The 19,258-nt window shown below is 68.0% G+C and carries 21 protein-coding genes and 4 pseudogenes; 16 read left to right on the top strand and 9 right to left on the bottom strand.

The genetic code is table 11. The annotated features are described in order from the left end of the window. Nucleotides 1–23: 23 nt before the first annotated feature. Both ACFY2Z_RS38595 and ACFY2Z_RS38590 read right to left on the bottom strand, forming a co-directional pair. Nucleotides 24–1,535, bottom strand: a complete 1,512-nt coding sequence (locus ACFY2Z_RS38595) for a TIGR02677 family protein (RefSeq protein ID WP_390748677.1) — start codon at nucleotides 1,533–1,535, stop codon at nucleotides 24–26. 1,032 nt (nucleotides 1,536–2,567) lie between these two features. Next, nucleotides 2,568–3,323, bottom strand: coding sequence for a GntR family transcriptional regulator (locus ACFY2Z_RS38590; RefSeq protein ID WP_390748666.1), 756 nt, complete (start codon nucleotides 3,321–3,323; stop codon nucleotides 2,568–2,570). Between the two features lie 78 nt (nucleotides 3,324–3,401). On the opposite strand from ACFY2Z_RS38590, the gene ACFY2Z_RS38585 reads away from it, so the two are divergent. Genes ACFY2Z_RS38585 through ACFY2Z_RS38560 form a run of 6 tightly spaced genes read left to right on the top strand, consistent with a single transcriptional unit; the run spans nucleotide 3,402 to nucleotide 5,467 of the window. Then, nucleotides 3,402–3,680, top strand: coding sequence for a hypothetical protein (locus tag ACFY2Z_RS38585; protein ID WP_390748665.1), 279 nt, complete (start codon nucleotides 3,402–3,404; stop codon nucleotides 3,678–3,680). A gap of 12 nt (nucleotides 3,681–3,692) precedes the next feature. Continuing rightward, complete coding sequence (locus ACFY2Z_RS38580) at nucleotides 3,693–4,004, top strand: hypothetical protein (RefSeq protein WP_390748664.1); 312 nt, start codon at nucleotides 3,693–3,695, stop codon at nucleotides 4,002–4,004. Beyond that, complete coding sequence (locus ACFY2Z_RS38575; RefSeq protein ID WP_390748663.1) at nucleotides 4,004–4,207, top strand: hypothetical protein; 204 nt, start codon at nucleotides 4,004–4,006, stop codon at nucleotides 4,205–4,207. The genes ACFY2Z_RS38580 and ACFY2Z_RS38575 overlap by 1 nt, the downstream gene beginning before the upstream one ends. Continuing rightward, nucleotides 4,204–4,428 (top strand): hypothetical protein, encoded by a 225-nt coding sequence (locus ACFY2Z_RS38570; protein ID WP_390748662.1) that lies wholly within the window; start codon nucleotides 4,204–4,206, stop codon nucleotides 4,426–4,428. Before ACFY2Z_RS38575 ends, ACFY2Z_RS38570 begins: the two co-directional genes overlap by 4 nt. Further along, complete coding sequence (locus ACFY2Z_RS38565) at nucleotides 4,425–5,168, top strand: GntR family transcriptional regulator (protein ID WP_390748661.1); 744 nt, start codon at nucleotides 4,425–4,427, stop codon at nucleotides 5,166–5,168. Before ACFY2Z_RS38570 ends, ACFY2Z_RS38565 begins: the two co-directional genes overlap by 4 nt. Beyond that, on the top strand, nucleotides 5,165–5,467 hold the full coding sequence (locus tag ACFY2Z_RS38560) for a hypothetical protein (protein ID WP_390748660.1): 303 nt from the start codon (nucleotides 5,165–5,167) through the stop codon (nucleotides 5,465–5,467). The genes ACFY2Z_RS38565 and ACFY2Z_RS38560 overlap by 4 nt, the downstream gene beginning before the upstream one ends. 1,570 nt (nucleotides 5,468–7,037) lie before the next feature. On the opposite strand, the gene ACFY2Z_RS38555 is transcribed toward ACFY2Z_RS38560, so the two are convergent. The 6 genes from ACFY2Z_RS38555 to ACFY2Z_RS38530 all read right to left on the bottom strand — a co-directional run bounded on the left by ACFY2Z_RS38555 (nucleotide 7,038) and on the right by ACFY2Z_RS38530 (nucleotide 9,856). Continuing rightward, complete coding sequence (locus ACFY2Z_RS38555; RefSeq protein ID WP_390748659.1) at nucleotides 7,038–7,193, bottom strand: DUF6131 family protein; 156 nt, start codon at nucleotides 7,191–7,193, stop codon at nucleotides 7,038–7,040. Nucleotides 7,194–7,328: 135 nt separating this feature from the next. After that, complete coding sequence (locus ACFY2Z_RS38550; protein ID WP_390748658.1) at nucleotides 7,329–7,940, bottom strand: alkaline shock response membrane anchor protein AmaP; 612 nt, start codon at nucleotides 7,938–7,940, stop codon at nucleotides 7,329–7,331. Between the two features lie 27 nt (nucleotides 7,941–7,967). Beyond that, on the bottom strand, nucleotides 7,968–8,624 hold the full coding sequence (locus ACFY2Z_RS38545) for a DUF6286 domain-containing protein (RefSeq protein WP_390748657.1): 657 nt from the start codon (nucleotides 8,622–8,624) through the stop codon (nucleotides 7,968–7,970). 92 nt (nucleotides 8,625–8,716) lie between these two features. After that, on the bottom strand, nucleotides 8,717–9,130 hold the full coding sequence (locus ACFY2Z_RS38540; RefSeq protein ID WP_390748656.1) for an Asp23/Gls24 family envelope stress response protein: 414 nt from the start codon (nucleotides 9,128–9,130) through the stop codon (nucleotides 8,717–8,719). Beyond that, nucleotides 9,127–9,294, bottom strand: coding sequence for a hypothetical protein (locus ACFY2Z_RS38535; protein WP_390748655.1), 168 nt, complete (start codon nucleotides 9,292–9,294; stop codon nucleotides 9,127–9,129). Before ACFY2Z_RS38535 ends, ACFY2Z_RS38540 begins: the two co-directional genes overlap by 4 nt. Before the next feature lie 79 nt (nucleotides 9,295–9,373). Then, nucleotides 9,374–9,856 (bottom strand): Asp23/Gls24 family envelope stress response protein, encoded by a 483-nt coding sequence (locus tag ACFY2Z_RS38530; protein WP_390748654.1) that lies wholly within the window; start codon nucleotides 9,854–9,856, stop codon nucleotides 9,374–9,376. A 156-nt stretch (nucleotides 9,857–10,012) separates the two neighbouring features. Between ACFY2Z_RS38530 and ACFY2Z_RS38525 the strand changes: the two genes are divergently transcribed. The 10 genes and pseudogenes from ACFY2Z_RS38525 (at nucleotide 10,013) to gvpJ (ending at nucleotide 16,289) form a co-directional block, all read left to right on the top strand. Continuing rightward, nucleotides 10,013–10,588: an RNA polymerase sigma factor gene (locus ACFY2Z_RS38525; protein WP_390748653.1), complete on the top strand. Its 576-nt coding sequence runs from the start codon at nucleotides 10,013–10,015 to the stop codon at nucleotides 10,586–10,588. Continuing rightward, entirely contained in the window at nucleotides 10,579–11,256 is a 678-nt protein-coding gene (locus ACFY2Z_RS38520) for a hypothetical protein (protein ID WP_390748652.1), read from the top strand. Before ACFY2Z_RS38525 ends, ACFY2Z_RS38520 begins: the two co-directional genes overlap by 10 nt. Nucleotides 11,257–11,498: 242 nt before the next feature. Further along, entirely contained in the window at nucleotides 11,499–11,639 is a 141-nt protein-coding gene (locus ACFY2Z_RS38515) for a hypothetical protein (RefSeq protein ID WP_390748651.1), read from the top strand. Nucleotides 11,640–12,476: 837 nt separating this feature from the next. Continuing rightward, complete coding sequence (locus ACFY2Z_RS38510; protein WP_390748676.1) at nucleotides 12,477–12,854, top strand: gas vesicle protein; 378 nt, start codon at nucleotides 12,477–12,479, stop codon at nucleotides 12,852–12,854. 30 nt (nucleotides 12,855–12,884) lie between these two features. Beyond that, a pseudogene (gene gvpA, locus ACFY2Z_RS38505) lies at nucleotides 12,885–13,245 on the top strand (gas vesicle structural protein GvpA). 53 nt (nucleotides 13,246–13,298) lie between these two features. Beyond that, nucleotides 13,299–14,010: pseudogene (locus ACFY2Z_RS38500) on the top strand (GvpL/GvpF family gas vesicle protein). Nucleotides 14,011–14,013: 3 nt separating this feature from the next. Next, nucleotides 14,014–14,232, top strand: a pseudogene (locus ACFY2Z_RS38495) (gas vesicle protein GvpG). Next, on the top strand, nucleotides 14,229–14,861 hold the full coding sequence (locus ACFY2Z_RS38490) for a DNA primase (protein WP_390748650.1): 633 nt from the start codon (nucleotides 14,229–14,231) through the stop codon (nucleotides 14,859–14,861). The pseudogene ACFY2Z_RS38495 and the gene ACFY2Z_RS38490 overlap by 4 nt, the downstream one beginning before the upstream one ends. Before the next feature lie 2 nt (nucleotides 14,862–14,863). Continuing rightward, complete coding sequence (locus tag ACFY2Z_RS38485) at nucleotides 14,864–15,991, top strand: SRPBCC family protein (protein ID WP_390748649.1); 1,128 nt, start codon at nucleotides 14,864–14,866, stop codon at nucleotides 15,989–15,991. Continuing rightward, nucleotides 15,988–16,289, top strand: a pseudogene (gene gvpJ, locus ACFY2Z_RS38480) (gas vesicle protein GvpJ). Before ACFY2Z_RS38485 ends, gvpJ begins: the two are co-directional and overlap by 4 nt. Nucleotides 16,290–16,536: 247 nt before the next feature. On the opposite strand, the gene ACFY2Z_RS38475 reads toward gvpJ, so the two are convergent. After that, on the bottom strand, nucleotides 16,537–17,877 hold the full coding sequence (locus tag ACFY2Z_RS38475) for a peptidase S8 (RefSeq protein ID WP_390748648.1): 1,341 nt from the start codon (nucleotides 17,875–17,877) through the stop codon (nucleotides 16,537–16,539). Between the last annotated feature and the right edge of the window lie 1,381 nt (nucleotides 17,878–19,258).

Genomic DNA, 19,258 nt, shown 5'->3' with positions numbered 1-19,258 from the left:
GGCGGCTACGCGATGGGCGGGCATCAGGAATTCTCCGTTCGGCGTCGGCGCATCGCACCCTGGGGCTTGATCTCCAGGGCGAAGCCGGGCAGGTGCAGCGTGCCGGTCTCGGTCCGCAACTGGCTGCCTCGGTCGTTTGGAACCAGGCGCAGCGTCAGGACGTCGCTGCTGCCGGTGCCCGAACGCAGTCGGCCCGCGACGACCGTTCGTACCTGCAGGGCACGGGTCAGCAGCTTGAGAACGGCGCGGGTCTCAGCCTCGTTCAGCACCCGGTCGTGCGGCCCATGGTCCAGAAGATCCTTCGCGGCCTCCCGGTCCGCGGCCCGATCCGCCAACTGCTGCTCACGCAGCCGGGCATGGGCGCCACGGCGCGTGCGGACCGGTTGCGGGCCACCCGGTGCCGGCCGCTTGCCATGCCGGAACAGGCTGATGCTGACTTCCACACCCGGCGCATCCCACCACGTCGTCCGCGGCGAGATCTGGTCATCGTCGTCGTGGGCACCCGACAGATGCCGTACCGAGCGCAGGTCGAAGGCGGCGGACACCAGGGCGTTCGCAGCCTGCTCATCCGGCGCAGCCGCTGCCCACGCGGCAAGATGCCGGAGCTGGGTGGTCCGGCTCACCCCTCCTCGACGTGACTCCGTCACCTGCCGCAGCAGGGCGATGACCCCCGAAATGGCCGTGCGCGTAGCGCCTTGCAGATGGGCGGCCTTGGTCTCCACAGAGCCGTCCGCCAAGAACCATTGGCGCAGCCCCATCCAGCGCCGCCGCCAGTCCTCCAGCCGTGTGGACGGCCGCATCATGGGCCGCTCATCCACTGCGGCGGCCCGCTCCAGCAGGGTCTCGACCCCGGTGTCTTCCACCTCGTACACGGCCTCGGCCAGCCGGGGCGCGTAGCGCTCCAGTTCCGCTGTGAACTCACTCATGTGCGCCAGCAGCGCATGTTTGTAGCGCAGAAACGTCTCGGGAGAGACATCCGTCGTGCGCGCCACGTCGTTCAGGGTCAGATAGAAACGTGCCGCCCGCTGAGTCATGTCCTCCAGCACGCTGTCGAGGCGTGCGAGCTTGCGGTACACCTCGTCCCGGTCGCCTTCCCGGTTCGCACTCGCCAGCGCCTTGAAGTCCGTCAGGATGTCGGCGAAGACGAGCCGCGACAGGTTCGCGTCCTGTACGCGGGAGCCGATGACCTCCTCCACGGCGCGGTAGACGCGGTAGCCGATCTCCGTGAACTGGTAGACCGACTGCCGGTTCCGGTACGCAGCAAGATTGCCGCACCGCAAGGGATCTTCCACTCGGTAGAGGACCTGCTCGTCGTCCGAGGAGAGGTTGTCGAGCATGCCCCGCAGATTCAGGTCCGCGGCGGACGGTACCTCGTCGTGGTCTGTGGCGAGCTCCTTCAGCGCGTTCGCCACGTCGTCAGGGTGCACCTGCAACTGGTGTACGGCCCGTAGGACGTTCATCGCCCGCAGCACCCACAGATATGCGACAGGATCATCCCGCTGCGTGAAGTTGAACAGTCGCAGGCGGTCGCCCACCGTCAATGAATCAAGATCGAATGACTCGGAGACTCCTGAATCATCACGTTGTAGCACCTGTGCTCCCTCAGGTCCGCCGCACACTGCGTCATACCCTGGCAGCTGCCACTGACATTCGTTCCCTGCGCGGCAAGTTGAGACTCTCGCTGGCAAGCCGTGTACGTGAGGCCAGGGCCGTGAGTTGGCTGGGGGCTCACCATCGCTTCGCGTTGCGCCGATTGATCTGGGGAGACGAGTGAACGGCGGGATGCTGAAATTGATTCCTCGCTGGAAGCAGCTTTCCATCGCGGTCGCCATCTGCGGCGGTAGGCGGAGCCCTGAGCGGCTACTGCTGCGGTAGTTACCCCCCGGAAGGTGGCAGCGCTGCTTGGCATCCAGCTGCCAGTGCGACGCCTGTAAGAGCGGGCGCTTAGAAGGCGCTGGGTGTTTGAGGGGCAGGGTGGGCCCTGATCTGCTCAAACGCCCGTTCAGATCTCTCTCAGCTGCGAGCTTCGACACGCATTCGACTCGTGTTGGGTAGGCCGCCGTCGCTGCACCGCTCAGTGCCTGACCCACGGCTGAGCTGTCGACGGCAAGCTGCCGCCGCGTACCACGTGCCAGACGACCACTCCGGCCTCTACGGGTCTCTAGAGCCAGCGTCAGCGCTCGACGAGGCGGTAGTCAGATCGAGTAGCTCCGTACGGGTCACGGGAAACGAGGCACGTGTAATGAAGGCCGAGTAGCGAACCGGCGTCGACACCCAGGCTGGGAGCAAGTACCCGAGTGGGCAGTGGATGCTTGTCATCCGGGTCGTGGACCGCAACCGAATCTGCCAGCACGCCGCGAACCTTGACCACCTTGTACTCGACTCGGGTTCCGAGAGTCTCCTTCCCGTGGGAATGATCCCCGTCGAGCGGTTGGTCGCAGAGGCCACAGAGATTCGCATTACTGGCGGCACCGGTCATGTTCGCCACGTTAGCGGCCACCGGGAGTGACCGCCGATGGATCTCCCCACGCACGCCCGTCGAGTGGTGACTCGTTGTCGTATCTCAGCTAGGGGTTGATCGGGATCTCGTAGACAATCTCGCAGTGAGCGGCGGGCACCACGATGTCCGCCGTCTCCACGGGCCGTCCCTGGTCGCTGTAGTACGTCCGTCGGATGTGCGTCACGAGCGCGGCCTTCTGGATGCCCAGGAGAGACGCCTCCTCGGCGGTCGCCTGCCTCGGCTCCGGCTGTTCCACGGCGTGGCTGACGGTGATGCCGATGGCGGCCATGCGGTTCACGACACCGGCTCCGGCGTGCGGCCCTCCCTCGGGAAGGACGACGAGGGTGCCGGCGGTGAGGTCGTACGGCTCCCAGCTCGTCGACAGCTGCACCGGCCTGCCGTCGGCCAGGAACTCGTACGCCGTCCGGACGCACAGATCGCCCTCGGCGATGCCGAGCCGCGCCGCGATGTCCGCTGGAGCCGGCACCTTGGCCTCGGTCCGGCTCTCCCAGTCCCCCTGCCTGCCCACGGCCTTCATGTCTGCCCGGAACGGCGACGTGTCGGGCCGCTCACGCGCCGACGACCGGACCACCCGCGCCCTCTGCCGTGGCTCGGCGACGTACGTGCCCGATCCGGCGCGCCCCTCCAGCACACCCTGGGAGATCAACAGCTCCTGAGCCCGGCGGACCACGTTCTCGCCCACCCCGCACTCCTGGCCGATCTGTGTGCGGGACGGCAGGCGGTCCCCGGGCTCCCACACGTGTTCCGCGATCCGCCGCCGGAGTTCGTCGGCGATGCGGAGATAGGGCGGCTGCTCAGGCATATGGAAAATCTAGTCCACTAGCTCTAATCTAGTTAACTAGCTTTACTCAAAGTGATTGCCGGTGACGGAGGCTGCCCTGTGCCCGCTTCGGGAGTTCGCGCGGCGGCCATCGCTGCCCGGCTGTCCGCCGTCGGGCTTCCCACACGCGTGGAGGAGCACGACCGATACACGTCGGTCGAAGCGGAGGTGCCGGAATCACTCCCCGACGACTTATGGCGGGAGGTCCTGGAAGTGGTGGCCGAGGCCGATCGGTTCGGGCTCCTGGCCACCAGCCTGAATGGCCGCACCCTCTGGGCGGTCGTACGCGAAGCGGTCCCCACGACGGGCGATGTCGGGGGACCGAGCCATCAGCGATAGGAGCTGAGTAGCGTGCTCAACCGTATCCGCCGTGCCGTCTCGCTCACCAGAGAGCGGTACTTCCCGAAGGGCAGGCACCGCCGCCCCTTACCGCCCTCCCGGCCGATGCGCGACTTCGCGCCCCCTGCACCCACCGACAGTTCCATGGCCGCCCGGGCACGGCACCCGGACCGCGCAGACCGCGCGGACTCGCTTGCGGGTGATGACACCGCGCTCGTCCGCCCGTACGTGCTGGCCTGGGAGAAGCGCGTCCGTCGGCGCTCGATGGTCGTAGCTCACCATCTGCCCGCCGAAGCCTGGTCGGCCCTCGTGGGGGTCCGCTGATGCCTCCGAGCCAACAGCCCCGCATCACGCACGCCGAGGCCGCCTCCTACCGATCGACCGCATGCCGGATCGGTACGCATCACGCCTGCGCGGAGTCATCCCCGGCCACGGCGCCGATCGACCTTCCGGTGGTCTACGAGGCATGCGACTGTGCCTGCCACTCGGTGCTCATCCAGTCCGCGCTCGCGGAGGTGGAGCGGTGAGGGAACGATCGCTCGGAGGCGCGCTGGGATCCACCATCGAGATCACCTCGGCCACTGTGCAACGCGGCGACGTCATCCAGGTCGGCGGCCGGGCGTGCCGGGTGAGCGACCTCTCCCAACTGCCCCACGGTGCCAAGCGGCTCCTGTTCGAGTCGGGCGAGTTGCTGACCATCCACTCGCGGACCCGTCTCGTCGCTGTGCGGATGCTGAGGAGGCGGTGATCGAGTCCGTGTCTTCTCGCCATCACTGCATCGCCGATGACCTCCGGCACCAGATCACGACCGGTCGCATCAGGGCCGGCGAACGCCTTCCGTCCGAGACCGACCTAGCCGGTCAGTACAGGGTCAGTACGCCGACGCTGCGGAGCGCTCTCGCAGCGCTTGAGCGGGAGGGCCTCGTCGAGAAGATCCACGGCAAGGGGAACTTCGTGCGGCGCCCCCTCCGCAAGATCACCTACGTCGGCGGATGGGGCACGCTGGACCCGTCGACTGCTGCTGACGCAGCTCTGCGCGTCACCGTTCGCACGACCGAAATCCAGGCGCACGGGCACCTGACAACCCTGTTGAGGGTGCCGAGTGGCAGCCCACTGGCCGAGTTCCTCTGCATCAGCTACGAGGAAGAGTCGCCGCACAGCCTGGCCCGGATCTACGTCCCACACGACCTGGCGCCAACCGCAGTGCTCAGTGACGGGTCCTCGCGCGCGGGGGAGACCACGAGCTTTGCCGTGTTGAGCCCTCCGCCGGCGGAGGTCCGGGAGACGGTGTGCGCCCGCCTCCCGACAGCGGACGAAGCATCGAGCCTCCGGATCAGCGCCGCCGTGGCGGTCCTCGCGATCACACGCGTCGCTGCCGACATCACTGGACGCGTCGTCGAGGCCGCCCTTCTGGTGCTCCCAGGGGACCGCGTCGAGGCGGTCTTCACCACCCACCACGTGATCGACGAGAGGCGGACACACGAATGACAGCCCGAAACGAGCTGCGGCTTCTCCCGTGGCCGGGACCAGAAGGCAAGCCCTGCTATCTCAGCACCGATGACAGAGACAGCCACATGTCCCGCCTGGCGGACAGCATCGAATCGGTGCAACTCGGGCTAGCGGCCGAACTGCTGGAACACGCCTTGGACACCCTTGAGGACGAAGATGCGGGCCTGGAGGACCTGCGACTTCTGGCGAAGGAACTGACCGGGGCCTTGCGAGACGTGCTCCGTGTAGCGACAAGCCGCGGCCACCTACTGGCGGTGAGCGAACCTCACAGCTCCTGAAAGAGAGGATCGGAAGCCACGACCGTCGGCGCGTACCTTTCGGTCAGTGCTCACGGAGAGAGAAGTCCGGGGACAAGGGCCCGGACTTCTCTCCCTTTCAAGTCAGTTGCTTCCTGACCGGTCCGCGGGCTCCGCGTCCGCACCCACTCCCTCTGCGCAAGTGCCGAGGCCGCGCCCAGCTCAGTAAAAGCGGGAGACTTTCCGGGCTGACGGCCACGTCGCCTCTCCTCTTGTGGCCCTAGGCGCGCGGTTTTGTACCCGCTCCTCAACCTTCTTACGTCTGCGCTTGCGCAGGCCGGGCGCGAGCTCATCTGCCAGTATCCGGCCGGTTGATGCCAGCTCAGCATCGTGCTCCTCGGTTGCTCCGGGCGACCGCAACGAGACTGGAGCGCCATCAGTGAGAGCCAGACGTAGCTTGCTGACTGCACGCGAGAACCGGCTGCGAGCATTGGCTACAGCGCGCGTGCCCTCGGCAGTGCCTCTGGCTTCGGCTTTGGCCTGCCGGAGTTCTGCCGCGGCCTGGACCGTCTTGAGGCAGAGCTCAGGCACATGCCGCTGGTTGGCGGGCAGCCCACCAAGCTCTGTTGAGTACTACCCTTCCGGCTTCTTCGAGAAGACCGGCAACATCTGTCCCGCCCAGGGGCGACGCTTTCGTTGAATGCCCGAGCCCAGGTCGGTTTCGAGGCCACCTTTAGCGACAGGTTCACCGCTCAGCACGGTCGCCCGTTCGGTACGGTCCCGGCTGGCAGCCAGGTTCCGGGCGCAGTCTGCGGACCATGCGACAAACATGTACGCGGGGTGTCCGCACGGCGCCGAACGCCCAGGACTGCAGCTGCCGCCTCGGGCTGGACAACCGCTGGTACCAAGCGCGGGCCACATCGGCCGCCGCAGCGCCAACTGCGGTGGCGGTAACCGCGGCTGCCGCGCCTACGTGTGACTGCCGCCGCATCTGGGATTGCGCGCTACGCTCGCTGGCCAATCTCACACCGGCCATCCTTCCCTGATCGGCCTGTGGCGGCACATAAGCGAGCACTGCGTGTTGAAGCCCGTCGGCCTCATGGCAGCCTTGTCGCGCTCGGCGGCACGACGCATGGGAACCTGCACCGTCCAGCCCATCTGGTACAGATCTCGCGTCAGTTCCTCTTCCAGTTCGCGGATCCTTTGCCGCGCGGCGGCCGACTCGGCCTCCAGCGGCTCCGGGGCTGCACCGGAGCCTGCGCCGCCGTCCCCGTGGACGGCTCGCTCCGGCCGCACGTATCCAGTTGCGCAGCGTCTCCGCGTTGACCCCCAGATCAGCAGCGACCTGCTCGACCGTCGCCAGCGCGACCGCATGCGCCTTGAACCCGGCGCGCGACCGCATGCGCCTTGAACCCGGTGGGGTAGTGCTTCATGACCACGAGGTGTCCGTTCTCGGATCCTCAAGATCCATATCTTGAAGATCCGAGATCAGGGGGCGAGGCCCCCCTCATGCCCCGCGCACGGCAGCATCCCGAGTTCACCGGCATGACCCGCCGGACACTCAGCGACATGATGAAAGCCGCGTGTTGGCTCTCTGCAAGCCCTAAGCCGGTCACCAGTAGTGGCGTCGCCCTGCGACTGCGTGTCCCATCGCGCCGACGATCCACAGGATTGCTCCGATGACTGCCAGGATGATCCCGATGGTCCACAGGATGGCTATGCCGGTGAGGAAGCCGACAACGAGCAGAATGATGCCCAGGATGATCATGATGTATTCCCTTGTGAGTAGTGCCTATTTCATTGCTTTGCGAAGAAAGCCTTGGAGGGAAGGGGAATTTATGATGTTCGACTTCCCGTGTCGGTAGTTCAGGGGCAGGTCCAGCTCCGACCGGTTTCCTCGGGTCTATTGCGTGCGGTGGGGTTTGTGTCGGGGAACGTGCAGGTGGGCGTGGGTGGGGATGTGTGGGGCCCCTGTGGACTGGTGGGCGGTGTGCAGCGGGCCTTCGCGGAGGGAGCGGAGGACTGTGACGGGTCTTGCCTGAGGTGTGAGGGTGAGGCTGATGTCGGCGTGAGGGCGGGTAGGTCGGCCGGTGATGCGGACATGTGCCTGCTGGACGCCGGGCAGGGCGCCGGCTTCGGAGGCGATCGCGTCGCTGAGCGCGCGGCTGCGTAGTTCGACGGTTTGCTGCTCGGGGCTGTCGCCGAGGGGGATCGTGCCGGGGTGAGGACGCCGGGGCAGTTGGGCGAGCAGCCATCCCAGGGCGAGCACGGTGATGAGGGTGAGGGCGGCGATGACTGCAGGCCACCACCACCAGCCCTGGCTGCTCCAGCGGGTCCGGTCTGCGGAGCTGAGCAGGATGGCGTCCGGGGTGGTCAGGGGCCAGCCGGCGGGTGGTGCCAGGTCCCGTCTCCGGTAGAGGTCGAGCCCGGCAGCGATGATCAGCAGGCCGCCGCCGAGAGGTATCACTCCGATGAGGGCCAGCAGGGTGCGGTTCAGGAGGTGTCGCGGCGTCATGGTGGGGGCTCCGGTGCTGGGCGTCGGTCAGGCAGTGCGTTGCCGCACACGTACGGCGATGCGGAGGGGACGGGAGAGCGCGAGTTGGTCGCGTTCCTCGTTGAGGACCGCGGCGAGGTCGGCCTTCACCTGCTGCGGATCGCGGAAACGGACGTCCGCGAGGGCTTTGATGCGGTGGCGACCGACCCGGATGTATGCCGTGCTGACGCCTGGAACCCGCATGGCGGCGTCGCGCAGTACAGCAGCGGCGCCGTCGCGGTCCAGTGAGGCGCGCAGCTGGGACCGGGGACAGCCGGCAGGCGATCGCAGGGGCAGCAGGCGGCGTAGGCCCGGACTGAGCGCCAGGACGATCAGCCAGACGCCGACGGCAGCAGCCACCGCGGCTCCGGTGAGCATCCACACGTCGTCCACCGGACGGGTGGCCATCTCCTCGGCCAGGCGCTTTCGCCAACCAGCCGCTTGGCGTCCCGCCCGTACGGAGATGACATCGACCAGTGCCACGCCTGCTGCCGCGACAATCACCGAGGCGACCAGCGCAGCCGGAAGGCGGCGCGCGGACCACGGACGGTGGGTGGCCTGGCCTCTGTTGTGGCCGCCGGCTGCCGTGCCCGGCAGGGACGCACCGCGTTCGGGCGGCGCGGGCCCGGTCGGCTCCTTCGTCGGCGACGCCGTGTCACGGTGCACCGGCCGAGTGGGGCTTGGGCTGGGAGGGCCCGGGTCGGGTGTCATTCCGGTCCTCCTTCGTGTGCAGATGCCGGGCTGAACGGGCACAGGGCTCACCGGACCCGCCTCCGGTTCACGCCCGCGCCGGTCACCAGGCGCCGGATGGTGAAGCTGACTTCTCCCACGTGCAGGCCGGTCAGCTGAGCCACCCGCTCGGCGACGTCGTGCCGTATCCGCTCGCAGGCGTGGGTGATATCCGTGGGATAGGGCAGGTCCAGGGCCAGATGCAGGCGCACCGATCCGGTGCGGGAGGCCGCAGAGGCGCTGGGCGCTGCCAAGCTCCGGTCGGGCGGCAGGGCGGCGCGGCGGGACTGCGCCGTACGTGCGGCCTGGGCAGCGATCCGGGCGACGACCTTGTCCGGAATGATGGTGGCGCCTCGCTCGGCCGCAGGTGGCAGGCCGACAGGCTGCGCCGGTGGGCCCGGCCCAGAATCGGGGACTCTGGCGGAGCCGGGCAGGGCACTCACCGCTGCCTCCGTGCGCGAAGGTCGAGGTCGCCCTGCAGGACGAGGCCGACGATCAATCCCGCCGCGCCCAGGACCAGAACCAGCAGGAATGCCCAGAAGCCGCCGAAGTATCCGGCGAAGCCCAGGGCCATACCGGCTGCGAGGCCCGTAATTGCAATGTTCATCACTCACTCACCCGTCTCGCGAGCGCCGTCGAAGTGGTCACCCACTCCCGCCGGGACGCGGGCGGTGGATCACGGAGGGTCACCTCACACGGCCCTCATCCGGTTCGGACTCTTCCTCCTCGTCGGGGAGGTGGACGTCGTCGACGGCGACGTTCACCTCGACGACCTCCAGTCCCGTCATCCGCTCCACGGCGCTGATCACGTTGGTGCGCGCTGCGCCGGCGACGTCGACGATGGAGACGCCGTACTCGACGACGACATCGAGGTCCACGGCGGCCTGGCTCTCCCCGACCTCGACCTTCACCCCTTGTGTGACGCCGCTGCCGCCGCCGGGGACGCGGTCCCGCATGGCGCCGATGGCGCGGGCCATCCCCGCCCCGAGGTTGTGGATGCCCGGTACCTCGCGGGCGGCCATGCCCGCGATCTTGGCCACCACGTCGTCCGCGATGGTGGTCTTCCCCCGTGTCTCAGCCGGAGCCCCGCCCCCGGTACGGCCCCTCAGTGCGCCCTCGCCTCCGTCGGGCCGGCCGTATCCGCCGACGCTGGTGCTGTTGTCCGTCATGGCGGTCGCCTCGATCGGTCGGTCGGGCACCTGCGTGATGCCCGTCGAAAAGTTGGACACATGAGGCAATAGTTCCCTCACGGACATTTTATGTGATGTGCATCACATGGGTTGAGATGGGTACACGATCGTCCTGAACCATGAGCAGGGAGCAGCATGATCGAACGGACTGGCTCTTCACCGCTGAGAGGCGACCTGCCGGATGGGTTGCTGGCCGTGTGGGCTGCCGAGGGTGACGAGGACGCCTTCGCTGTTCTCGTTCGGCGGCACAGCCGTCCTCTGCTCAGCCTGGCCTGCTGCATGCTCGGCAACGCCCAGGACGCCGAGGAGGCTGTTCAGGACGCTTTCGTCAGCGCCTGGCGGCGACTGCCGGAATACCGCCACGATGCGGAGTTCCGCACCTGGATGTACCGCATCACCGTCAACCGGTGCCTGAACTCGCGACGCCGCCGGCTGCCGCCCCTCCCCCTGGACGCCGTCGCCGAACCCGCAACGGACAACGAGTGGAACTCGCCCGCCCGAGCCGCAGAGGAGGACGCAGAGGCGGCCGCCCTGACCTGCGCGCTCGGCGAACTGGACGCCGGGCAGCGGGTCTGCTGGATCCTGCGGGAACTTCAGGGCCTGCCCTACAAGGAGATCGCCGTCGTGACACAGACCAGTGAGCACACGGTGCGCGGCGCGCTGTTCAGGGCACGCCGGTCTTTGAAGGAGGCGATGGCCCCATGGCGCTAGACGACCCGCACGCGCAGCCTTCCCAACCGCCCGGAAACGACGGGCCTCCGAACTCCCCGGCCATCGGTGCCGCGGCCCCGCTCGCAGGTGACGAGGTACTGACCTGCGGCCGCCTGCTCAGCCAGGTCTGGGAACAGGCACAGGACGCGACGCAGGCTGCGGATCCGCACACCATGTCATGTCCCCAGTGCCGCGAGGCTGTCGAGGGGCTGGCCACGTTGAACGCAGCCACGCGGGCGCTGCGCGCCAAAGACCCAACCGGCCTGCAGGTACTCATCGACCGTGTCATGAGCATCGTCAGGGCCGAGCTCCGGCTGGGACGGCTGCTTCCGCTGGCCGACACGATCCTGGATCTGCGGATCGCCGAAAGTGCCGCGGCGAAAGTGCTGCGGCAGGCCGCGGATTCGGTCCCCGGGACGAGGGCCGTAAGCTGCCGGCTCGTACCCGCAGGCGGCATCGGCGTGCAGGTGACCATGACCCTGGCCGCCGCCCTCGACCGCCCGCTGCCCGACAGGGTCGATCAGGTACGCCGGTCGATCATCAATGCCGCCGAACAAGCCCTGGGGCTGGCCGTGACGGCCGTCGACATCATCGTGGTCGACGTCCTGGAGCCACCGTTGCCTCTTGGCCCTGCGGGCTCTGGGCAGACCACAGGCGGTGGTATGTGATGGCTGCCGCCGGAACGGCCCCTCTCCTCAGCGTCGCGGCCGCAGCGGCCCTCGCAGTTCCCGGCGTGGCCGGCCTGCAGCCCCGCCTGGCCCAACGCCTTGCGGCAGCCGCCTCGCCCGCAGTGCCAGAGACAACAGCTCAACGCACCCCGCCCGAGGCCGGCGTCCGTATCGACCGGTCGCCCGACGGCTCGGGATGGCACCTTGAGGTGCGCTGCGTCCTGGCTGAAGGCCGCAGAGCGGTGGACACTGCCCGGAACGTCCACGACCAGGTACGGGCCGCTGTCCTCTCCTACCTCGCCGCACACGGCGCCCCGCTAGCGGCCACCGTCACCGTCACGGTCACAGTCACCCGTATCGCCACCGGGGACCACACAGCCTGAACACGACACGCAACGGCCCAGCGCCGACTCCTATGCGTCGGGTCAAACACCGTTAGTGCCATCACGCCGCCACCCCCGGAATCAGCCTGACCGGACAACCGCCCCGTACACGCCCCGCTGATCGCCCCACCCACCCGAACGTGACCGTGGGCTGGTACATGACGCGCAGCAAGCACACCCGGCGTACCCGATGGCTGTCTGCCGCTGCTCGTCCATGGCGGCGCGGCGGATCCGGCCGCGTTCGGCGCCCTGCACACTGCCCGCGAAGTCGCCTGCGAGCAGTGTGTCCACCACGTGCTCAGCCGTCCCTCTCCATGGCGACGAACATGTGTCGATTGCCGACGACCGCGCGACCACTGGCCGGTGGCAAGCGGCCGGCCACCATCGCCACGGCCGACTCGGCCGTATTCAGCCTCGTCCACCGACCTGATTCTGGACCGCCCCTTCCACCAGGAAAGCCGCGTCGTTCCGTGGGCGGATTCGGCCGTAGGGCGGCTCACTGCCCGTGTGAGCACGCCGTCGCACCGTAATGGGAGGGCCCCGCGGGCGACGACTTCGGTCAAGTGCGGGCGGCGGCCGGGCTGTTGGGGGATCTGCTTGACGAACTGAACCTGCCGTCCGGTCTGATGACCACCGGCTCGCGGGGGGTTGCACGCCCTTCACCGTCCCGGCCCGCTGAGGCGCCCTGATTACACACCCCTGTCACCGAGGGTGTTCATACGGAGCGCACGATGTGACCGGCTGGCCGCGGCACCGCGCTCCAATCCTTTTCCGCCTGCCTGAAAACAGGCTTCGCATGTTTGTACAGGAGACGCTGGGCACTCGCGCTAAGTGGCCATGCGCAACACACCAAAGCGATCGGAGAACGGCGCGGCGAAGGATCGGCTGAGCCCGATGGAGGCGTTACGCCTCGGGCGCGACCAGTTCACCGAGCTCACCGGCCTGGTTCCCGAGTCCGTGTCGTCCTTCGAACGCACGGCGGAGGGGTGGGTGCTGGAGATCAAGGTCCTGGAGCTCGCCCGTGTTCCCGACACGGTGAGCCTGCTCGCGAGGTACGGAGCTCACCGCGGTGAGCTCGCCGGTTATCGGCGCGTTCGCCGCTACGAAGCGGGAGGGCCGACCCACATCGGTCGGGCGGTCGCTAGGAGGCCGCGGTCCCGCACACATTCCCACAGACAAGGAGGAGCGGTCGGTATGACCGTTGTCCCGGCATAGCAGACCGGCGGAGGTGGCGGCTCCAGCGGACTGTACGACGTCCTGGAGCTTGTCCTCGACCGAGGACTCGTCATCGACGCGTGGCATCGAAATTCTGAAGATCGACATACGGGTCGTCGTCGCAAGCGTGGACACCTATCTGCGCTTCGCCGAGGCGTGCAACCGGCTCGACCTGGAGGCCGGTCCGCGCAAGGCCCCCGGACTTCCCGACCTGGTCGGCGAGATCACCGAGTCCGGCGCGCGGGGCAAGTCGAAGAGCGCCCTCTCCGGCGCCGCGGAGACGATCTCCGACGCCTTCAATCAGGCGCGTGACGAGGGCCAGTCCGAGGGGCGGCCGCGGCCGCGCAAGACCGCGCCGACCCGCAGAAAGAGGGAGGAGGAGCAGGAGTGAGCGCGTACGTCTATGGCATCGCCGCGGCCTCCCATCCCTCCCTCCCCAAGGACATGGGCGGGGTCGGTGATCCGCCGCGCCCGGTCAGGATCCTGAAGGGGGGCGAACTGGCGGCGATCGCCAGCGAAGCGCCCGAGGGACTGCGGCCCAAACGCAGGGACCTGCTCGCCCACCAGAACGTGCTCAACGAGGCGGGCGCGGGCGGCTCCGTGCTGCCCCTGCGGTTCGGCAGCCTGGCCCCGGACGACGATGCCGTCACCCAGGTGCTCGCCGAACGCGCCGAGCACTACCTGGAGCGGCTGACGGCCCTGGACGGCCGGGTCGAGTACAACGTCAAGGCCAGCCATGACCAGGAGGCGGTGCTGCACCGGGTGATGGCGGAGAACGCCGAGACGCGCCCTTGCGGAGGCCAACCGGCTGGCCGGCGGCGGCAGCTACAACGACCGGCTGCGGCTCGGCCAGATGATCGCGCAGGCGGTGCAGGGCCGCGAGGCGGAGGACGCCGCGGAGCTCCAGAGCCTGCTGGAACCGGCCGCCGAGGCCGTCAGCGTCGGCCCCGAGTCCACCGGCTGGCTGGCCAACCTCTCCTTCCTGGTGCCCCGGGACTCCGCCGAGGAGTTCCTGGCCGCCGTGGAAGAGGCTCGCAAGAGCTCCCCACACCTCGAACTGCGGGTCAACGGGCCGCTGCCGCCGTACAGCTTCGTCGAGCCCGGCCTTGCCGAGCCCGCCGGGACCACGACCGGCACGGCCACCGGCGAGGAGTGACCCATGGGACTGATCACGGATGCCCTGTTGCTGCCGTTCGCACCGGCGCGCGGCAGCCTCTGGGCGTCAGACAGGTGATCACCGAGGCCGAGCGACAGTACTACGACCCGGGAAGGCGATATCACCGAGGAGGAGTTCGACCGTGAGGAGGACGCCCTCCTCGACCGACTGGAGACCGGTCTGGGCCATACATCGGAAACGGGCGACGGGACGACACGATGAACCGAACCGCACTGGGCCTCGCCATAGGGGCCGGATACATCCTCGGACGTACCAAGAAGATGAAGCTCGCATTCGCACTGGGCTCGCTGGTCGCCGGAAAGCGGATGCAGCTGAACCCGAAGGCGCTCGCGGAACTGGTCAACCAGCAGCTGCAAAACAACCCGCAGCTCAAGGAGATCGGCGACCAACTGCGCCAGAACCTGCGCGGAGTAGGCAAGGCCGCCTCCGGCGCGCTGGTCGATCGGCAGATCGAGGGCCTCGCCGAGCGGCTGCACGGCCGCACCGAACAGGTGCGTGAGCAGCTCTCCGGCGTTGCACCGGAGGCCTCCGACCTGTCCGGCCTCCACGACGAAGAAGAGGAAGCGGAAGAGGAGGAGGAAAAGGAGGGCGCCGAGTCGGCGGAGGTCGAGGGCAGTGGGGAGGCATCCGAGGACGAGGAGGCCCCGCCGCGCGAGGCGGCGAACAAGGCTCCGGCCAAGAAGAGGCCCGCCAAGCAGTCCGCGGGCACGAAGTCTGCAGCCAAGAAGACCGCGACGGCCGCCAGGACGGCTCCCGCGCGGAAGGCCGTCGCCGCGAAAGGCGGTGCGCGTCGCGCCGCCAGCGGGTCGGCCGGTGAAAGGAGGCGGTGACGATGGCCGACACCATCGGTTCAGCGAACGGCAAGGCGAAGGGCGGACTGTCCCAGCTCGCCCAGAGCGAAGCGGTCGACCACCTCAAGAAGGAGTTGCAGGGCTATCTGGCAGCTCAGGCCGAGCGGATGCTCGCCGGCGCGGGACGCAAGCTCGGCGAGACCACCGACAAGCTCAACGACATCACCGAGGGCAACAGCCCTGGCTTCGCCAAGATGGCACTGGAGGGCGGACGCAAGCTCGCCGAGGGCAAGGGCCCGCTGCGCGCAATCCTGGAGACGGGCGCCGGCCAGGCCAAGGAGAAAATCGGCCAAGCCTTCAAGAACCTCTTCGGCGGCAAGAGCAAGCGCAAGCGCGGAGGGGGCAGCAAGCCCACGGTCATCATCGAGTCCCTCGACGTCGGAGTGCCGGTGCGGACCGCCTACGACCAGTGGACCCAATACCAGGACTTCAGCACCTTCGCCAAGGGCGTCAAGAGTGCGAGCCGCAACGACGACACCACCTCCAGCTGGAACCTGAAGGTGCTCTGGTCGAGTCGCAGCTGGAAGGGGAACACCGTCGAGCAGGTGCCCGACTACAAGATCCAATGGACATCGGAGGGCGCCAAGGGCACCACCAAGGGCGTGATCACCTTCCACGCGCTCGGTGAGAACCTCACGCGCTTGCTGCTGGTGATGGAGTACTACCCCAGTGGCTTCTTCGAGAAGACCGGCAACATCTGGCGCGCTCAGGGCCGCAGGGCTCGCCTCGACTTTAAGAACTTCGACCGCTTCATCACCCTCAAGGGCGAGGCGGAGGACAGCTGGCGCGGCGAGATCCGCGACGGCGAGGTCGTCCGCACCCACGAGGATGCGATCGCCGAGGAGGAAGAAGAGGAACCCGAGGGCGAGTACGAGGCGGAAGAGGAGGCCGAGGAAGAGGAACCCGAGGGCGAGTACGAGGCGGAAGAGGAGGCCGAGGAAGAGGAACCCGAGGGCGAGCACGAGGCGGAAGAGGAGGCCGAGGAAGAGGAACCCGAGGGCGAGCACGAGGCGGAAGAGGAGGCCGAGGAAGAGGAACCGGAGGACGAGTACGAGGAAGAGGCTGACAAGCGCGAGGCCGAGCGGCCGCCCGCCGGGAGCCGGCGATGACGACACCCAGCAGGCTCCCGGATCCCTACGGGGGACCCAGCAGCGGTGCCAACCTCGCCGACATCCCCGAACGGGTGCTCGACAAGGGCATCGTGATCGCCGGCGACGTATCGAACTCCTCACCATCAAACTGCGGTTGATCGTCGCCTCCGTCGACAAGGCAAAGGAGATCGGCATCGACTGGTGGGAGTCCGACCCCGCCCTAGGCCACCGCGGCCACTGCCGACGGCATCGAGATCACCGTCCCGGACGACGAACAGATCGCGATGATCCCCGGCGAGTTCGCCACACTGGCTGACCTCGCCACATTCCTCGGCATCCCCGAAACCGAGATCGAGGACGCCCGCTGACCACCAGACGTTCTGTGGAAACAGTTTCGTCAAGTCCGCCGGGGGATCTGAGCGGCCTCCAGCATGCCGATCAAGCCTGGCAAGGACGACCTGGTCTCCCTCTTCGAGAACCGCTGACCGAGAACCGCCTATCCCGGCGAAATATCGGCCCCTGCCCGCGGTTCGCGGGCAGGGGCCGATGCGCAGCGCGGGGCGTCAGAAGGCGTCGGTGCCGTTCGGAGTGCCGAGTCCGGTCGGTCCGTCGTAGCCGGGGCCGGCCGTGCACAGGTAGTTTCCGCAGGCGCCGTTCGAGCCCGACGTGACGTCGTTCAGCGCCGAGGTGTGGCTGTATGGGTATGAACCGGCCGTCACAGTAGCGGTGTTGCCTGCCATCGCGTACACGCTCGCGATGATTGGTGACGAGGCGCTCGTGCCGCCCACCTGCACCCAGCCGTCGGCGCCCGCGACGGCCCCGAGCGAGATCAGCAGGTCGCAGTAGGAGCTGGTGCCGCACGTGTTGTACGTGTCGTAGACGGCGACGCCGGTGTTCGGGTCGGCGACCGCGGATACGTCCGCGACCGTACGCTTGGCGCAACCGGTGTCGTGCTGCCAGGAGGGCTTCGCCTCGTACGCCGAGCAGCCGGACCCCGCACCGCTCGTACTGGTGGCCGAACCCCAGGCGGTCTCGCTCCAACCGCGGGAGTTGGAGGTCTTGGTGAGTGACGTACCGCCGACGGCGGTGACGTAGGGCGAGGACGCTGGCCACGACACCCCGTAGCCGGAGTCGCCGGAACTGGCGGTGGCGGCGATCCCCGGGTGGTTGAAGTGGCTGTCGTCCGAGGTGATGGTGGAGTCCTCCGCGCCGCCCCAGCTGTTGGAGATCGAGACCACGCCCGAGGTGGCGGCGGCCTGGTCCTCGGCCTTCATCAGGTCACTGGTGTTGGCCGAGTTGGCCTCGACGAGCTGGATGTGGCAGTCAGGGCACGTCGCCGAGACCATGTCGAGGTCGAGGCTGATCTCCTCGGCCCAACCGGCGTCAGCGGTCGGCAGCGACGACGCCTGCCCGTTCTGGTTCACCTTGTGGAAGCAGCCGTTCGCCGTCGTACAGGCCGACAGTCCGTATGCGCTGCGGTATTTACCGAGGTCGGCCTCGGCGGACGGGTCGTCGTACGCGTCGACGATGGCCACGGTACGGCCGCCGCCCGACGTCCCGCCGAGGTTGTATGCGGAACGCAGGTCCGACGGCACATACCCGGCCGTCGTCGGCGACCCCATGGTCAGCGGCGCCAGCAGGCCGGACGAGGTGCGGTGCGCCCGCATCACGCCGAAACAGCGCGCCTGCCCCGCGTGCGCGGGGTGCGCGCAACCGAAGTCGAGTACCGGCGACGAGGCCGCCCGCGCAGGAACCGCGGCCTGCGCGGCACCGGCGCCGACCACGCCTCCGGCCAGCACGGTGAATGCGAGAGTGATGAGCCCGGTCAGCAGGGCTGCCGCTCGCCGGGCACGGCGTATGTGAGGAGAGGGGCGGTCATCTCTTGGCGCGGAACGTTGTTCCATCGAGCCTCCTGGAAGTTGCGGGGCACTCGTGGGGCGCTGTGCACGGTCGGCCGTCCGGAGCGGCGGTCGCATCGCGGCAGGTGGTTGGGGTCGTACGACAGTTGAATTTGAGTCAAGTTCGAGGTGCAGCCACCATGCAGTCGCCGCACGCCACCGTCAAGAGCATGTCAACCTCAACCCCCCGCTTTTGCTCATGCAATTGCGGCGTTTGACCTTCGCATGGAGATCACGGTCTGGACGGCCCTTGGTTCGTGGCGCCCTGAGGGCCTCTGGCCGTCGCTGAAGGCGATAGGAAGGACATGCAGCGCATCCAGAACGCCCCACGCCGTGAATCTGCACATCGAATGCCCCAGACGCAACACTTCAGTCGCGGGATCTGCACAAGAACACGCCGGATGGCGCTCGGTTGATGCGGAGCGTCAAGTTGGGAACCACTAAGGCGACACCAGCCTTCCCCAGGCCCACGCAGCTTGTAGAGAAGCCACCCCCAAATCATGGTCGCGCCTTCACGGATGTGAAGGCCGCGCTTCTAACTGCCAGGGCAGAAACATCGTTTGACTGAGAGCAGGAGCGTGCGCAGGATGTGCGCCTCCTTGTTGGTGAGGCGTTCGCTCACCAGGGTGGCTGCGTACCTGACAGAGGTCTGGCTCATCGTGGGCGTATCCGAGCGTTGTACCGATGCTGGAGTGCAGCGCGAGACTAGCTGCCAGGGCCTACAAGACCAAGCCTCAGTCCTCCGATGCTCAGCCGCCCGACCAAGCGCTTCGAAGATGCGGGCACCACCGACGAACGCGTGCCGCAGCAGGTGAAGTGGGCTGCGCTCACGGCCGCGCGGATCCGCTGCCGTCCGCCCTCGTTGCCGTAAGGACTGCCGTCGTCGCAACGGCTCCGGAGTGAATGCGTAGATCGCCCCTCATAGCCCTCTGGCCTGCGGCGGAGTGTGCCGGAGGGCGTCTGCGACCCGGAGTGTGTCGGAGGTGTGGCGGAAGCTGCGACCGGACCGGGTGTCTGTGGTGTGGGATCCGCGCTTCGATGCGCAGTGCCTCTGGTGCCGCACCCGGCGGGACTCGGCGGGACAGGCGCTTAGAAGATGCGGGCACGCCTCGATGGGACGGCCCGACGGCACTCCGCCGCTACCACGCTGGGCTGCCGAGTGCCGCTGCCGTTCGCCGTCGTTGCCGTCACTGCCGTCTGCGGCAGCCTGGTAAGCGCCGCTGTCAGTGGTCACCTTTAGGGTGGGGGCGCTCACTGAGACCGGTCAGAGAACCATCAAGGTCCGCGGTCTAAGAACTCCTAACAGAATGCTGCAACTCGCCTTGGAATGACGGCGTCTGATGGCTTGTTAGCCTGCACATGAGAAGGGGTGAGCGGCCGCCGTGGA

The organism is Streptomyces sp. NPDC001222, assembly GCF_042896945.1.
In the GTDB taxonomy this organism is placed as follows: Bacteria; Actinomycetota; Actinomycetes; order Streptomycetales; family Streptomycetaceae; genus Streptomyces; species Streptomyces gibsoniae.
This window is presented reverse-complemented; position numbering and strand designations above follow the sequence as displayed.